11 protein-coding genes are annotated in these 15,822 nt (G+C 69.1%); 4 read left to right on the plus strand and 7 right to left on the minus strand.

Translation table 11 applies throughout. The annotated features are described in order from the left end of the window. Positions 1-119: 119 nt before the first annotated feature. Positions 120-785 (minus strand): hypothetical protein, encoded by a 666-nt coding sequence (locus ACZ6O0_RS17600; protein ID WP_465765957.1) that lies wholly within the window; start codon positions 783-785, stop codon positions 120-122. 187 nt (positions 786-972) lie between these two features. Between ACZ6O0_RS17600 and ACZ6O0_RS17605 the strand changes: the two genes are divergently transcribed. After that, positions 973-2,175 carry a thiolase family protein gene (locus ACZ6O0_RS17605; protein WP_465765958.1) on the plus strand — a complete coding sequence of 401 codons (1,203 nt, stop codon included), beginning with the start codon at positions 973-975 and terminating at the stop codon, positions 2,173-2,175. Beyond that, positions 2,172-4,286, plus strand: a complete 2,115-nt coding sequence (locus ACZ6O0_RS17610) for a 3-hydroxyacyl-CoA dehydrogenase NAD-binding domain-containing protein (protein WP_465765959.1) — start codon at positions 2,172-2,174, stop codon at positions 4,284-4,286. The genes ACZ6O0_RS17605 and ACZ6O0_RS17610 overlap by 4 nt, the downstream gene beginning before the upstream one ends. Positions 4,287-4,328: 42 nt before the next feature. On the opposite strand, the gene ACZ6O0_RS17615 is transcribed toward ACZ6O0_RS17610, so the two are convergent. From ACZ6O0_RS17615 to dxs, 5 genes are all read right to left on the minus strand, one after another. Continuing rightward, positions 4,329-5,639, minus strand: a complete 1,311-nt coding sequence (locus tag ACZ6O0_RS17615; protein WP_465765960.1) for a hypothetical protein — start codon at positions 5,637-5,639, stop codon at positions 4,329-4,331. Positions 5,640-5,694: 55 nt separating this feature from the next. Then, the gene (locus tag ACZ6O0_RS17620; protein WP_465765961.1) at positions 5,695-7,176 is read right to left on the minus strand and encodes an amino acid permease; all 1,482 of its coding nucleotides are present in this window, start codon (positions 7,174-7,176) and stop codon (positions 5,695-5,697) included. 69 nt (positions 7,177-7,245) lie between these two features. Next, positions 7,246-8,613 (minus strand): hypothetical protein, encoded by a 1,368-nt coding sequence (locus tag ACZ6O0_RS17625; protein ID WP_465765962.1) that lies wholly within the window; start codon positions 8,611-8,613, stop codon positions 7,246-7,248. A 65-nt stretch (positions 8,614-8,678) separates the two neighbouring features. Next, positions 8,679-10,028: a gluzincin family metallopeptidase gene (locus ACZ6O0_RS17630; RefSeq protein ID WP_465765963.1), complete on the minus strand. Its 1,350-nt coding sequence runs from the start codon at positions 10,026-10,028 to the stop codon at positions 8,679-8,681. Between the two features lie 27 nt (positions 10,029-10,055). Then, complete coding sequence (gene dxs / locus ACZ6O0_RS17635) at positions 10,056-11,942, minus strand: 1-deoxy-D-xylulose-5-phosphate synthase (protein ID WP_465765964.1); 1,887 nt, start codon at positions 11,940-11,942, stop codon at positions 10,056-10,058. A gap of 147 nt (positions 11,943-12,089) precedes the next feature. On the opposite strand from dxs, the gene ACZ6O0_RS17640 reads away from it, so the two are divergent. Beyond that, entirely contained in the window at positions 12,090-12,590 is a 501-nt protein-coding gene (locus ACZ6O0_RS17640) for a DUF402 domain-containing protein (RefSeq protein ID WP_465765965.1), read from the plus strand. Positions 12,591-13,748: 1,158 nt separating this feature from the next. After that, positions 13,749-14,243: a DUF402 domain-containing protein gene (locus tag ACZ6O0_RS17645; RefSeq protein ID WP_465765966.1), complete on the plus strand. Its 495-nt coding sequence runs from the start codon at positions 13,749-13,751 to the stop codon at positions 14,241-14,243. Here the strand turns inward: ACZ6O0_RS17645 and ACZ6O0_RS17650 are convergent. Then, complete coding sequence (locus ACZ6O0_RS17650) at positions 14,222-15,739, minus strand: CocE/NonD family hydrolase (protein WP_465765967.1); 1,518 nt, start codon at positions 15,737-15,739, stop codon at positions 14,222-14,224. The two genes, ACZ6O0_RS17645 and ACZ6O0_RS17650, sit on opposite strands and share 22 nt — an antisense overlap. Between the last annotated feature and the right edge of the window lie 83 nt (positions 15,740-15,822).

Raw genomic sequence — 15,822 nt, forward strand, 5'->3', positions numbered from 1 at the left:
GCGGTGCATCGGCGTGCTGGAGCGAAGGTCTCGATGCGGAGCATCGTGGCCTTTGCGCCAGTGCGGCGAGGTGCCGTGCCGAGTGCCGCGCAGTAGGCACGGGGCTGCTAGCCACGCCCCTAGCGAACTTCCACGCGGTCTTGCCTGACCGGCATCGGAGCGGGCTTGGGCACCCAGGACTTGCACTCCGCGATCGCCGCGGTGAGCAGGTTGTACAGCCGGTCGTCCGGGTCCGGGACGCACGCCTGCGAGATGCCTTCGACCGCGCACGAGACGGCCCGCGGTGCGGTCCGGCGGGCGAAGTCCGGCGTCCCCCGGCGGGCCCGGGCGGTGAAGGACCGCGCCCACTTAGTCGCGGCCGGAACGGCCTCCAGCACCGCGAGCGAGTCCGGCTCGAGGTCGTCGAGCGGACGCCCGTCCAGCGCGGCCAGGTGCCTCTCCCCCACCAGCAACGCGACGGCCAGGATGTACTGGCGCTCCTGCGAGACCACCGGCAGCGCGTGCTGGATGCAGCGCGCGGTCACCCGCGGCACGACGTGCGGGTCGTCCGGCGTGAGGCCGATCACGGACGGGATCAACGGCGCCAGCCGGGACCGGCCGGAGTCCGTCGTACAGTCGTTGACGTCCCGGGCCACGCCCGCCAGCAGCGGGTGCGTACACGCCGGGTGATCGGACCAGGGCTCGCCGGCGAGGTACGAGGCGAACTCCATGAAGCAGGCGCCCTTACGCGGATTGCGGTGTTTCCCCCGGCTGAGAACCGGCACGGCAAGATCGAGATTGTTCATAGAACGGCTCCCCATAGCTACCTGGCACCAGCATGCGCCGATTCGACGCCGATCGCCACGGGTCAGGCCCTGCGTGATCACACGGGTGTGTTTTGTGAGCAGCCGCACAGGCGGGGGTGGTTGGGGAGTTCTGTTACCGACGGGTAGCATCGGCGGTAGCTTTCCCGACCCCCAGAGGAGGGCCCTCGTGCCCCGTGAGATCCGCGATGTCGTGTTCGTCGACGGCGTTCGCACCCCGTTCGGCAAGGCCAAGGGCCAGTACGCCGAGACGCGCGCCGACGACCTGGTGATCAAGTGCATCCGGGAGCTGCTGCGGCGGAACCCCGAGCTCCCGCCGGAGCGGGTGGACGAGGTCGCGATCGCGGCCACCACCCAGATCGGCGACCAGGGCCTGACCATCGGCCGGACCGCGGCCCTGCTGGCCGGCCTGCCGAACACCACCCCCGGCTACGCCATCGACCGGATGTGCGCCGGCGCGATGACCGCCGTCACCACCACCGCCGCCGGGATCGCCTTCGGCGCGTACGACGTGGTCGTGGCCGGCGGTGTCGAGCACATGGGCCGGCACCCGATGGGTGAGGGCGTCGACCCGAACCCGCGGATCATCTCCGAGAAGCTGGTCGACACCTCGGCCCTGGTGATGGGGTCGACCGCGGAGAACCTGCACGACCGGTTCCCCGGGATCACCAAGCAGCGCGCGGACGCGTTCGCCGCTGCGTCCCAGGAGCGGGCCGCCAAGGCCTACGCCAACGACATGATCCAGCCGGACCTCGTCCCGATCGCGACCCGGTCGGCCGAGCAGGGCTGGGGCTACGCGTCCACCGACGAGCCGATGCGCCCGGGCACCACGGTCGAGGACCTCGCCACGCTGAAGACTCCGTTCCGGCCGCACGGCCGGGTCACCGCGGGCAACTCCGCCGGCATCAACGACGGCGCGACCGCCTGCGTCCTCGCGTCCGCCGAGGCCGCGGCCGAGCTCGGGCTGACCCCGAAGATGAAGCTGGTCTCGTACGGCTTCGCCGGCGTCGAGCCCGAGGTGATGGGTGTCGGGCCGGTGCCCGCGACCGAGAAGGCCCTGAAGCTGGCCGGGCTGACCATCGACGACATCCAGGCCTTCGAGGTGAACGAGGCGTTCGCCGTCCAGGTGCTCGCGTTCCTGGAGCACTACGGCATCGCCGACGACGACCCGCGGGTCAACCCGTACGGCGGTGCGATCGCCTACGGCCACCCGCTGGCCTCGTCCGGCGTCCGGCTGATGAACCAGCTGGCCAAGCAGTTCGAGCAGCGCCCCGAGGTCCGCTACGGCCTCACCACCATGTGCGTCGGACTCGGCATGGGCGGAACCGTCATCTGGGAGAACCCGAACTGGGAAGGGAACGCGGCCGCATGAGCGACTTGCAGGAACTGATCGACACCGCGGTCGCACTGTCGGACGACGAGGTCGTCACGCTCGCGCACTCGCGCGACGTCGTGCTCCCGAACAAGGCCGGCACGATGGCCCTCATCACGCTCGACAACGGGCACGACCACACCAAGCCGAACACCTTCGGCCCGAAGGGGCTGGCCTCGCTCAACACGGCGATCGACGCCGCGCTGGCCCGCGACGAGATCGTCGCGATCGGGGTCACCGGCAAGCCGTTCATCCTGGCCGCGGGCGCCGACCTGACCGGCGTACCGAAGCTGGTCGACCGGGAGCAGGCGCTGAACCTGGGCCGGATCGGCCACGGCGTGCTGCGCAAGCTGGTCGACGGCGGCAAGCCGTCGTTCGCGTTCGTCAACGGTGTCGCGCTCGGTGGTGGTCTGGAGGTCGCGCTGCACGCCACCTACCGGACCATCTCGGCCGCGGCCGGCATGCTCTCGACGCCGGAGGTCTTCCTCGGCCTGATCCCGGGCTGGGGCGGCAACTTCCTGCTGCCGAACCTGATCGGCGCCGACAAGGCCGTCAAGGTCGTGGTCGAGAACGCCCTGAACCAGAACAAGATGCTGAGCGGGCCGGAGGCGGTGCGGTTCGGCATCGGCGACGTCCTGCTGGACTCGGCCGACTTCCTCGAGCAGTCGCTGATCTGGGCGAGCAAGGTGCTGACCGGTGCGATCACCGTCGAGCGGGCCGAGATCGACCGCGGCGACGGGTGGGACGCAGCCGTTGCCCGAGGCAAAGGTTTCGCCGACGTCAAGGTGAGCGGTGCGGCACCGGCGCCGTACCGGGCCCTGGAGCTGATCGCGGCGGCCAGGGACAACGACCGCGACCGTGGATTCGCGGCCGAGGACGAGGCGCTGGCCGACCTGATCATGAGCGAGGAGCTACGCAGCGGCCTCTACGCCTTCGACCTGGTGAACAAGCGGGCCAAGCGCCCGGCCGGCGCACCGGACAAGGCGCTCGCCCGCCCGGTCACCAAGGTCGGCGTCGTCGGTGCGGGCCTGATGGCCGGCCAGCTGGCACTGCTGTTCGTCCGGCGCCTCGAGGTCCCCGTCGTACTCACGGATCTCGATCAGGAGCGCGTGGACCGCGGTGTCGGGTATGTGCACGGTGAGATCGACAAGCTGCTCGGCAAGGGCCGGATCCGGCCGGACAAGGCGAACCAGCTGAAGGCGCTCGTCACCGGCTCGGTGGACCGGGCCGTGTTCGCGGACGCGGACTTCGTGATCGAGGCCGTGTTCGAGGAGCTGCAGCTGAAGAAGACGATCTTCGCCGACCTGGAGAAGATCGTCCGGCCGGACGCGATCCTGGCCACCAACACCTCCTCCCTGTCGGTCACCGACATGGCCGCGGACCTCGAGCACCCGGAGCGGGTGGTCGGGTTCCACTTCTTCAACCCGGTCGCGGTGCTGCCGCTGCTCGAGATCATCCGGGCCGGCCAGACCGACGACGCGTCGCTGGCCACCGCGTTCGCGGTCGGCAAGACGCTGAAGAAGTCGTGCGTCCTGGTGAAGGACGCTCCGGCGTTCGTGGTGAACCGGCTGCTGACCCGGTTCCTCGGTGAGGTCAGCGCGGCGGTGGACGAAGGGACGCCGATTCCCGCGGCGGACAAGGCGTTGTCGGCGCTGGGGCTGCCGATGCCGCCGTTCGTGCTGCTGCAGCTGGTCGGGCTGCCGGTCGCGCTGCACGTGGCCGAGACGATGAACCGGGCCTACCCGGACCGGTTCGCGGTGTCGGAGAACCTGGCCAAGGTGGTTGCCGCGGGCAAGAGTTCGTTCTACCTCTGGCCGGAGGGCAAGCCGGTGGTGGACCCGGAGGTCGAGGCGCTGGTGACGGTCGGCGACAAGCCGTCCACCGCCGACGAGCTGCGCGACCGGGTGCTGACCGCCCTGGCCGAGGAGATCAAGATCATGCTCGACGAGGGCGTGGTCGCGGAGGCCGCGGACATCGACCTCTGCTTGCTCCTCGGCGCCGGCTGGCCCTTCCACCTCGGCGGCATCACCCCGTACCTGGACCGCACCGGCATCGCGGAAAAGGTCAACGGCTCACGCTTCCTCCCCAAGGGCATCGCAAGCCTGAGCTGAACTACACACCCGCCCCCAAGCCGAGCTTGGGGGCGGGTGCTTTTATCCCTTGAACTTCTTGACCGCGGCGACCAGCTGCGCCGGCGTCTTCCCCGTGTGCTTCTCCAGGATGGACTCGTACGCCGCCTCGGTCGTGCTGTGCTGCGCGAGATCGGTGTAGAGCGACGCCACACCCTTCTCCCCCAGCTTCGACTCCAGGTACGCCGTGATCCACCAGCTCTGCCCGTACGACCGGTCCCCGTCGGTGTCGAACTCCGCGGGACCGGGCAGCACCTTCATCCCCGGCAGATACTTGGTCCGCACCATCTTGCGGTACGGATCCACGGTCCAGTGCGGATCGTCCTCGATCGACGCGCAGCGCACGTACTCCGCGAGCCCTTCGACCAGCCAGATCGGCGTGTTGGTGCCGATCGGGACGGTCGCGACGTGCGTCATCTCGTGCACCAGCAGGTCCTCGTCGAGCTGCTTGCGGACCGCGGGATTCACCACGATCCGGCTGCTCACCGGCGTCGTCTTCTTCGGCCCGATCGGCTCGCCGTCGTACAGCGTGACCGCCTTCGCGGCGATGGTCCAGCCGGTGCCCGAGCCGGACGTCCACAGCAGCGACATCACCCGCGGCTCGGCCATCGCGACCACCATCACCGCGCCGTTCCACGGTCGCGGCCAGTGCCGCCGTACCGCGTCGACCGCGCCCTGGGACACCCGCGCGACCTTCTGGCCGAGCGCGAGCTCGCGCTTGTCGACCACGACGACGACCTTGCCGCGGCGGACCACCGCGACCTCCTGGTAGTCCCATGGCTGCCGGTGCCCGTCGTCGCTCAGCTCGCCGTCGATCGCGCTGTCCTCGACCAGGACCCAGTGGCCGGACCGCTGGACGAACGTGTACCCGAGGTCGGTCTGCACCGGCTTCGCGTCCAGGCCCGCCAGCTGGTACCGCATCATCACCCGGGTCGTGAACACGCCCGGTCCGTACTTCGTGGTCAGCTCCGGCGACTCGCGCTCTTCCGCGGCGAAGTACGTCAGCTTGGCGAAACCGAACTTCCGCAGGTTCGTGAACAACAGCCGCTGCCGGGCCACCAGCTGCGGCTGCTTCGGATCGACCGCGGCGAGGAATCCGCGTTGACTGCCCTTCAGCACGGCCCTCGCCCGGGCCGCCAGGATGACGTCGATCTGGCCCTTGCGAACCTTCTTCTGCGCGTCCGTGAGGCGGCCGGGCGTTGCCTTGGCCTCGACCGCGGCGACCGCGCTGCCGCCGGGCGGCGCGCCCTGCTGGCCACGGACGACGACCACCCCCGCGGTCGTGGCCAGCGCCAGCGCGGCGAAGCCCGCGAGCCAGCGCCTCGGGTGATTCATGGGTGTCCCCCTCGGATGATCGGCTGATCCTACCGTCCGAGGGGGACCGCGAGTGTCAGGCCTTGGTGACCTCGCCGGTGCGCTCCTCGATGCCGACCCGGCTCTTGCGGTAGCCGTAGAGGGCGTAGACGACGAAGCCGAGCACCATCCAGATGGCGAACCGCAGCCAGGTCTCCAGCGACAGGTTCAGCATCAGGTAGAGGCAGATCAGCGCGGCCAGGATCGGGATCACCGGGTTCCCCGGGACCCGGAACGAGCGCTGGATGTCCGGCCGGCTCTTGCGCAGCAGCGGTACGGCGATCGACACCAGGGTGAACGCCGCCAGGGTGCCGATGTTCACCATCTCCTCGAGCTTCCCGATCGGGGTGAGACCGGCCACGATCGCGACGACGACACCGATCGCGATGGTCAGCCGGTACGGCGTACCCCACTTCGGGTGGGTCTTGCCGAGCTGGCGCGGCATCAGATGATCGCGGCTCATCGCGAACACCACCCGCGCGGCGCCGATCATCAGCGTCAGCACCACCGTGGTCAGACCGGCCACGGCACCCGCCGAGATGAGGGTCGCGAAGTTGTCCCGGCCGACCGACCGGAACGCCTCGGCCAGCGCAGCCTCGCCGTTGATGTCGGGGTAGTGCACCATGCCGGTGATCACGATGCAGACCAGCACGTAGAGCACGGTGCAGATCGCCAGCGAGCCGATGATGCCGCGCGGCAGGTCGCGCTGCGGGTTCTTCGCCTCTTCGGCGGTGGTGGCGACCACGTCGAACCCGATGAACGCGAAGAACACCAGCGACGCGCCCGACACCAGACCCATCACGCCGAACGTCGACGGGGTGAACCCGAACAAGGCCTGGAACAGCGGCGTGGTGATGGTGACGTCGCCGTTCGGCGCGGGCACGCTCGGCGGGATGAACGGCGAGAGGTTCGAACCCTTGATGTAGAACAGGCCGGCGATGATCACGAACAGGACCACGAAGAGCTTGATCGCGACCAGCACCAGGTTGACCCGCAGCGACTCCTTGATCCCGATCGTGGCGAGCGTCGCGAGCACCGCGACGAGCAGCATCGCCAGCACGTTCACGTTGCTGTCCGGCCCGATCGACGCCGGCCAGCCCAACCCGATCTGTTCGAGGAACAAGGCGGCGTACGTCGACCAGCCCTGGGCCACGACGCTTGCCCCGAGCATCAACTCGAGCAGCAGGTCCCAGCCGATGATCCAGGCGAAGATCTCACCGAGGGAGAAGTAGGAGAACGTGTACGCCGACCCCGACACCGGGACCGTGGACGAGAACTCGGCGTAGCACAGGGCGGCGAGCGCACAGCAGATCGCGGCCAGCACGAAGGAGAGCGCGATCCCCGGCCCGGCGTACGTCTTGGCCGCGCGACCGGTCAGCGTGAAGATGCCGGCGCCGATGATGACACCGATGCCGAAGACGGTCAGATCGATCGCGGTGAGGCGTTTCTTGAGCTGGTACTCCGGTTCGTCGGTGTCGGCGATCGACTGCTCGATCGTCTTCTTCCGGACAAGACTCATCTGCGCCTCCTCGAAGTGGACGGAACCATTCGAGACTGCCTCTCTGACCGCTTGAGGTCAAACCGCCACTCAGCGTTGCGGCCGGTACGTCCGCAGTGAGGTCCACAACGTCGCCTCGGTCAGTCCGCTGCGACTGAGCAGGATGCGGTCGCGGGACGTCTGGTCGGTGCCGTGCATCGCCATGTCCTCGTACAGCTCCTCGACGTGGTCGAGCCCCATCCGCTGCACCAGGTAGCGGACGGCCAGCCAGCTGACGCCGTACACGTCGGCGGAGTTCTGGTAGAAGCCGGCGTCGTCGGGCAGCGAGCTCAGCGCCGGCAGCGCGTCGTCGATGACCTCCTGCTCCCACTTGGCGACCTCACCCGGCCCGCTGATCGCCTCGATCCCGCGCCAGGACACGTACTCGGCCGCGCCCTCGGCCAGCCACAGCGGCTCGTAGCCGCCCAGGTCCGCGGTGGCCACGTGGGTGGTCTCGTGCGACATCAGGATCTCGTCGACCCGGTCGCGCTCGTTCGGGTTGATCACGATGTAGGCGCCGGCGACCGTACCGTCGGCGGTGTCCTGACCGGGCAGCGAGGAGAACGTCGAGCCCGCACTCGCGGCGGACTCGATGTCCTCGTCGGCGAACCGGGCGTCGCGGACGTCGGTCTCGTCGAGCGCGATAACGAAGACCGAGCCGCGCCACTTCCGCGGCCAGTACGCCGACACCTCGGCCAGCCCCTCCGACGCCTCGGTCACGATCGCCCGGCCGCGCTTGGTGTCGCCCTTCTCCACCGCGACCAGCACCCGCGGCCCGCGCAGCACCTCGATCCGGCCCAGGTCCCAGGCCTCCTGGTGCGCGCCCGGGCCGAGGTCGTTGTCGAGATCGTCGTCGTCGGTGAGCACCCACCGGCCGGCCTTGCTGACGAACGTGTACCCGAGCTCGGTCGTCACCGGCGCGATGTCGACCTTCGGGATCTGGTAGCGCATCAGCACCCGGACGAGGTAGGTCGTCCGCCCGTGCGCCTGCAGCACCGCCGGGTTGAACCGCTCCTCGGCCTGGCTGTAGCCGAGCTCGGTGAAGCCGATCTCGACCAGGTTCGCGAACAGGATCTTCTGCGCGGCGACCAGCTTCCGGTTGGCCGGATCGATGTCGGACAGGAACAGCGTCTCGTTGCCGGTCTGCACGGCCTGCGCGCGGCGCAGCAGGATCGTGTCGATCGCGACCCGGCGGGCGGTGACCGCGGCGGCCGTCCGCGACGGCGTGATACCGGCGCTCGGCTCCGGCGTCTGCGGCGCCACGGACCTGGCCCGGGCGTCCTCGTTCCGCTCTTCAACGGTGTAGACCACGCCCCCGACGACCAGCGCCACGGCCGTCAGCAACCCCAGCCAGCGGCGAGGGCCGGCACGCGGAACCTGAGCGCCCGGCGGTCCGGCGCTAGGGGTGGTCGCACTCACTTCGGGTCGTTCCCCTCCGAGTACCCGTCAGTCACAGCCCGGCTACCCTACTCGACCTCGCCGGGTTAAGCCGCTGCTGCGGCTTTCAGGGCGCGGAACAGTCCGGCTTCGGTCATGCCGATGTGTTCCAGCATGATCCGGTCCCGGTCGGCCTGGGTCGAGCCGAGCGCGGCCAGTTCGCGGTAGAGCGTGCCGACCTCGGTCCCGCCGTACCGGCCGAAGAGATAGTCGACCGCCAGCCAGGACAGCGGGTACGAGCTGTCGGACTGCTGGAAGAAGACCGCGTCGGCGGGCAGGCTCTTCGCTCTGGCCAGGTACTTCGTCCTGACGTCCAGCTTGTACTTGCCCAGCGCCAGCGGCTCCTCGCCGTCCATCGGCAGGAACTCGACGTACGTCGCCGCGCCCTCGACCAGCCAGCGTGGGGCGTACGGCCCGTACGGCGCGGTCGCGACATGGGTGAACTCGTGCGCGAGCGTTCGCGCGTCGACCTTGTCGCGGTTGCGCGGGTTGATGACGACGTACGAGTCGGCCCGCTCCCCCTCAACGGTGACCTCGCCGGGCAGTGTGCGGTAGACCCAGGTCGCCATCGCCAGCGCGTCCTCGGCGTTCTTCGGCTGCGTGTAGTCGGCTCCGCGGACGATCTTGTCGTCGAGTGCGATCACCAGACCGGAGCCGTTCCAGCCGCCTGGCCAGCTCTTGGTCACCGCCTTCACCGCGCTGCTCGCCATCCCGACCAGCCTGGACGCGAGTTGCTCCTGACCCTTCTCGACGACCACGAGAACCCGCGGTGCGCGCTTCACCAGCACCTCGCCGGTGTCCCAGGCCTCCTGGTGCGACCCACGGGGCAGTCGCTTGTCCAGGTCGCTGTCGGAGACCAGCATCCAGGCGCCGGTCGGCCGTTCGGTGAAGGTGTAGCCGAGCATCGCTCGCACCGGCACCATGTCGATCCCACGGATCTGGTACGTCATCGCGATCGCGACCAGGTACGTCGTCGGGCCGTACTTCTGGGTGATGGCGTCGTCGTATTGCTGGGCCAGCTGCTGGTAGGCGAGCCGGGCGAACCCGAACTGGCGGAGGTTCGTGAAGAGCGTCCGCTGCCGGGCCATCAAACTCTTGTCGGCCGGGTCGACGTCGGCCAGGAAGTCCTTCTCGTTGTCGGTCAGGACTGCCTGGGCGCGCTTCTTCAGCACCTTGTCGACGGCCGCGGCCCGGGCGGCCAGGTCGATGTCCGGCGTGGTCGCCACCGCGGCACCCGGGCCGCCGGCCCGCTCGCTGGAGTTGTGCAGGGCCAGACCGCCGGCGACCGCGACCGCCACCAGGACCAGGGACAGCAGGAACGGCCAGGCCCGCGTCCGCCGGCGGGCGGCCGCATGCCGGCTGCGCGGTGGTGCGGTGTGCCGCCCTTCCTCAGTCACGGTCCCGCATTCCGGCTCGGGTCCGGCTCAGGCGTTGCCCGGTCGGCCGCCGGCCGGCTCGTTCAGAGCGTCGCCGTGCTGCTGGGCGATCAGTTCGGTGATGTCGCGAGCGAGCTCCTGGCCGCTGAGCCCGATCTCCTGCAGTACGGCGGGACGCTTGGCGTGCTGCAGGAACTCCTGCGGGATGCCGAAGTCGCGCACCGGCGTCGCGACCTTCGCGTCGCGCAGAGCCTGGGCGATCATCGAGCCGCAGCCACCGGCGCGGCCGTTGTCCTCGATGGTGACCACGAGCCTGACGTCCGCGGCCAGCTCGACCAGCGCCGGGTCGACCGGCTTCACCCACCGCGGGTCCACCACGGTGACGCCGAAGCCCTGTGCCTCGAGTCGTTGGGCCACGTCCATCGCGGTCTCGGCCATCGCGCCAATCCCGACGAGCAAGACGTCGGTGCCGGACTTCTTGAGGACGTCGACGCCGCCGATGCGGTCGATCGCATCGATGTCGGGGTACACCTCGCCCTTGGCGTAGCGCAGGGCCGTCGGCGCGTCCTTGACGTCGATGGCCTCGTTGAGGAGCTCCTCGAGTCGCTTGCCGTCGCGGGGCGCCGCGAGGCGCAAGCCGGGGACGACCTGCAGGATCGACAGGTCCCACATGCCGTTGTGGCTCGGGCCGTCATCACCAGTGATGCCCGCGCGGTCGAGCATGAACGTGACGCCGCAGTTGTGCAGCGCGACATCCATCAGCACCTGGTCGAAGGCGCGGTTGAGGAACGTCGCGTACAAGCCGACGACCGGGTGCAGACCGCCCATCGCGAGACCGGCCGCACTCGTCACCGCGTGCTGCTCGGCGATCCCGACGTCGAAGATCCGGTCCGGGAACTCGGCCGCGAACGGCGCCAGGCCGGTCGGGTGCAGCATCGCCGCCGTCACCGCGACCACATCCGGGCGCCGGTGGCCGATCCGGACCATCTCGTCGGAGAACACATCGGTCCAGCCGCGCGGCTTGTTCACCGGGCGGACCTGGTGGAAGTTGTCCTCCTCGTCCTGCTCGGCGGCGGCGTACCCGAAGCCCTTCTGGGTCACCGCGTGCACGATCACCGGGCCGCCGAACGACTTCGCCTTGCGCAGTGCGTCCTCCACCGCGTCGCGGTCGTGGCCGGCCACGGGGCCGACGTACTTGAGACCGAGGTCCTCGAACATGCCCTGCGGGGCGAGCATGTCCTTCAGGCCCTTCTTCACCCCGTGCAGCACCTCGTACATCGGGGCGCCGACCAGCGGCGTGCGGCCGAGGTTCTTCTTGATCAGGTCGAGGATCTTCTCGTACCGCGGGTTGGTGCGCAGGCTCGTCAGGTGGGTGGCGAGGCCGCCGACGGTGTCGCTGTACGAGCGGCCGTTGTCGTTGACGATGATGACGAGCTTCAGGTCCTTGGCGGCGGCGATGTTGTTCAGCGCCTCCCAGGCCATGCCCCCGGTCAGGCCGCCGTCACCGATCAGCGCCACCACGTGCCGGTCCTCGCCGCGGAGCTTGTACGCCTTGGCCAGGCCGTCGGCGTACGACAACGCGGTCGAGGCGTGGCTGTTCTCGACGATGTCGTGCTCGGACTCGGCCTGGTTCGGGTAGCCCGAGAGGCCACCTTGCTGACGCAGCGTGTCGAACTCCGCCGCCCGGCCGGTGACCAGCTTGTGCACATACGCCTGGTGACCGACGTCGAAGATCAACCGGTCCCGCGGCGAGTCGAACACCCGGTGCATCGCCAGCGTGATCTCGACCATGCCGAGGTTCGGACCCAGGTGCCCGCCGGTCCGCGACACGGTCTCGACCAGCACGTCCCGGATCTCCGCGGCGAGATCAGTGAGCTGCTGATCGGTCAGCTTCTTGAGGTCCGCCGGCCCTCCGACCGTCTCCAGCACACGCATCGAGCTCCTCCCGCAGGTCGTCCTCGAACACTTGAGTCTATTCACCCGGCGCCCGGATTCCGAACTTGGCAAGCGGCACCGGAGCAATCTCACATTCCAGGACGCCGGCTCCGGCAGGTTGGTTCGGCTTTCACCTAGAGTGATCGCATGCAGCTGGTGAGGACTCTGTTCTGCAAGTACGACGGACAGCCGCACCGGCTCGTGGAAGCGGTCCGCCTCGGTGAGGACGAGCACGGCCTCTGGGTCGGATCCGTCCCCGGCACCCGCGGCCAGCGCGCCGACGGCAGCTGGACCACCATCGACCACCACCGCGTCCGTCTGTTTCCGCATGGCCAATGGTGGAGCGCCCTCTTCAACGACACCCCCCACCAGACCGCCATCTACTGCGACATCACCATGCCCGCCGAGTTCGGCGTCGACACCGTCACCACCGTCGACCTCGACCTCGACATCCGGTTGATGCGAGACGGCTCGGTCCGCGTCATGGACGAGGACGAGTTCCACCACCACCAGGTCCTCTACAACTACCCACCCCAGGTAGTAGCCACCGCCCGAGCCACCTGCTACTACCTCGCCACCCACATCACCACCACAGAACCCTTCACCACCGCCTACAAGCCCTACCTAGAACAAATCCGCTCCCTGTAGCCGGGCAGCAACCGGCCCTCGCCGGCTAGGAGCCCCCCTGAGCCGGTGAGGGCCGATCGACGGTTGCCACGCCCAGGCAGCAACCCCACCATGCTCGATCACCATCCGCGCCCGAGCCATACCTCACAGCAAAGTTGCATCAACCTGCAGAACCGGCGGCTAGGAGCCGCACCAGCGAGTCCCGGTCGACCGTGGACATCGCCACGGTCTCGGTGCCGTCGGCCTTGCTTCGGGTGAAGGTGTACTAACTGAAGAAGCCGTCGACCGGCTGGTACGACAGGCGCCAACTGTCCGCGGACGGTCTCCGGTGTGCGCCACGCGCGATCGGCGCCACGTACGACGGAGTCGAGGGGCCAGCGCGCTGCGGTCCCGGAGGCAACCCGACCGTCGATCCGGGGGTCCTGCAGGGTCGTGATCTCGTCCGCCCGGAGTACGCGCTGCCACACCTGCACGTGATCGATCGACCCGGCGAAGGCGCCGCCCGTCGTACCGGCGTACAGGCCCTTGCCGACGGTGAACTGGCCGGCGGCCTTCCACGCATTGGCAACCGGGAACGCGGTCGTCTGCTGACCAGGCCCCATTGACCGGAGCCTCCGTCGAAGACGCGCGGTAGAGCGTCGGCTTGCGGCTGTCGGCGGACGTACGCGCGAAGATCCAGCGCTTCGTAGCCGAGTCCCGCCGCACTTCTGGTCGTGCCGTTGACCGCAGCAACCACTCCGAGCTTGCTGCCGCTGGTCGGTCGCGCCCAGGCCGAGAGCGTGAAGCTCTGCGACGTGTCGACCACCGACTCGCTCGCGTCCGCATAGTCGCCCACGCCGTCCAGCGCCAAGGACCCGTCCAGTCGGCCCGGTGCCGGCGTGACGTTGAACAGGAACGAGGTGGTGTTGCTGAACTGACCTTCCGAGCTGATCGCCTGCACCTGCAGCGTGACCCAGCCTTCGTCCGGCGGCCGGATCGTCGAACACCACGATCTTCGCGCACACCGTCCGCAAGCAGGATCCGCACCCGTCCCCCCGCCTCGTTCGCCCTCCCTGGACGTCGTCACGAGCCCTCACCCTGGAGGTCCGCCGAGGGGGCGATCCACCGATCTGCAGCAACCTGCAATTCCTGTAACGCCTGCCGCCGGCCGCGCACCCGCGCGGCGATAGGTTGGGCGGCATGCGTGATGTTCGGGTGGTTTATCGGAAGTACGACGAGAAGCTGCACTGGCATCAGTGGATGCGGTATCTCGGGGAGGACGAGTTCGGGGTGTGGCTGGGCGCGCCGGCGAACTCGGTGTCGCAGCGCGGCGACGAGCCCGTGGTGACGCAGGAGCAGGCGCATGTGCAGCTGTTCCCGCGGGACCAGTGGTTCACGGCGATCTTCAACGACGAGCCGCGGTCGACGGAGATCTACTGCGACATCACCACGCCGGTGGAGTTCTCCGAGGACGTGATCACGATGATCGATCTCGATCTGGACGTGATCAAGAAGCGGGACGGGCGGGTGCTCGTCGACGACGAGGACGAGTTCGCCGAGCACCAGGTGAAGTACGGGTATCCGGCCGACGTGATCGCGACGGCGCAGGAGACGTGTGACCGGCTGGTCGGTGCGGTCGCGACGGAGGAGCCGTTCCTGTCCGTCTACAAGACTTATCTCGACAAGATCCGGTAGCTCAGCGTCGCGTTCTTCAGGAGCAGTACGCCGGGGATCGGGCCGCGCTGGCCGGCGAACATGTCAGCCACCGGCGTGACCGTGAGGTACAGGTTCTGGCCGGCCGGCACATTGACGGCGATCGCTGGGAGTTCGATCGTCCGTCGAACGCCCTTGGCAGCGCGCTTCTCCCGCAGGGGCATCGTGTTGTTCTGCACGACCTTCGCGGTCAGCGGGTTGGTACCGACGCTGAGCGCGAAGAAGGCACCCGAGTCCGGGACCACCGTGTAGACCTTGGCGGAGAGCCGTGGGGTGCCGGCGACAGTCAGCGGACCGGCAGCGATCTTCAGGTTGAGCGGCAGGCCGGCGCCGGTCGGGGTGAGGATCTTGCCGAGTGCCGACCGCGTGTTCGCCGCGAGGGTCTGTTGCGTCAGGCAACGACCGCCCGCGGTGGACAGGTGATAGGTGCCGAAGCCGGACAGCCCGGTCGGCTTGCCGAGCAGGTTCGCGGCCATGAAGCGCACCGCGAGGTCCGAGAAGTTCGGCGACCCCAGCGCGATCGAGCACGGATCACCGGCGGTCCCGAAACCAGGAGGTACGACGCTCGGCAGCGTATGACCACCGTTGTACCCGACGAAGATCGCCCGCGCCCGGGCCCGGTCCGTCAGCGCGTGATCGAAGTTCGCCAGCCCCTGGTTGAGGTTGAACAGGTTGTCCGAGATCCCCTGACCGAACAGCACCGGAACGTCGAGCTTGCGGCCCTGGGATACGTGCCACGCGGGCCCGTTGTGCGCGAAGAACGCATCCAGGTCCCGCCCGGCCTTCCCCGGCGGCCACGCGCCGGTCGCGATCAGCGCGACGAACGCGGCCGACACCGACGGTGGAAGATGAGTGCCGCCACCGGCGTAGAGCAGCGAGAGCCAGAGCGTTCGGGCCGCCTCCTGCGGGGCAAGACTCTGCTTCAGGTCCCACCAGGTGACCTCGGGCGCGAGCGCGTCGAACCGGGTCCGCCCGCGATCCCGCAGCTCGGTGAACGCGCCGGCGAACTGGTACCCGCCGCCGTACGATCCGCCGATCGCACCGATCAGCGGATCCCCGGGCCGTTGCTTGGTGACCCACTCGAGGCCGGCGACCAGGTCGACGAGCTCGACCACGTCGCGGCCCTCGTAGTCCGGGTTCATCACGTGGGCGACGCCCGTACTCTCGCCGAAGCTGCGCTGGTCGAAGCTCAGTACGCCGAAGCCGGCGTCGAGCCAGGCCTTGAACGCGGCCGGGTCCTTGGTCCGGCTCCCACCCCACCCGTGACTGTGGAAGATCAGCGGGACGGCATGCGCGGCCGAGGCGCCGGCGGGCTCGAAGAGGGAGTAGCAGATCCGGACCGGTGTCGTCGTACCAGGCTCTGGGACCGAGGCGACGCATCCGTTGGTGACCGTCGGCGCGGCCGCGGCCGGGACCGCGAGCAGCGATGAGCCGACAACAACGAGCACACAAGCCAGTGAGACGACACGACGGCGCATCAGTCACCCCCAGTGATCGATGGATCCCGCTCCGCACACGCTAGACGACCGGGACCGCACTGACCAGCTCCCGGCTCAGCCGA

The organism is Kribbella sp. NPDC048837 (assembly GCF_055586945.1).

What these genes read in the sequence shown, in the direction of transcription:
- ACZ6O0_RS17600 (WP_465765957.1), bottom strand. Translation starts at nt 785, where the DNA reads ATGAACAATCTCGATCTTGCCGTGCCGGTTCTCAGCCGGGGGAAACAC.
- ACZ6O0_RS17610 (WP_465765959.1), top strand. Translation starts at nt 2,172, where the DNA reads ATGAGCGACTTGCAGGAACTGATCGACACCGCGGTCGCACTGTCGGAC.
- ACZ6O0_RS17615 (WP_465765960.1), bottom strand. Translation starts at nt 5,639, where the DNA reads ATGAATCACCCGAGGCGCTGGCTCGCGGGCTTCGCCGCGCTGGCGCTG.
- ACZ6O0_RS17620 (WP_465765961.1), bottom strand. Translation starts at nt 7,176, where the DNA reads ATGAGTCTTGTCCGGAAGAAGACGATCGAGCAGTCGATCGCCGACACC.
- dxs (WP_465765964.1), bottom strand. Translation starts at nt 11,942, where the DNA reads ATGCGTGTGCTGGAGACGGTCGGAGGGCCGGCGGACCTCAAGAAGCTG.
- ACZ6O0_RS17640 (WP_465765965.1), top strand. Translation starts at nt 12,090, where the DNA reads ATGCAGCTGGTGAGGACTCTGTTCTGCAAGTACGACGGACAGCCGCAC.
- ACZ6O0_RS17645 (WP_465765966.1), top strand. Translation starts at nt 13,749, where the DNA reads ATGCGTGATGTTCGGGTGGTTTATCGGAAGTACGACGAGAAGCTGCAC.
- ACZ6O0_RS17650 (WP_465765967.1), bottom strand. Translation starts at nt 15,739, where the DNA reads ATGCGCCGTCGTGTCGTCTCACTGGCTTGTGTGCTCGTTGTTGTCGGC.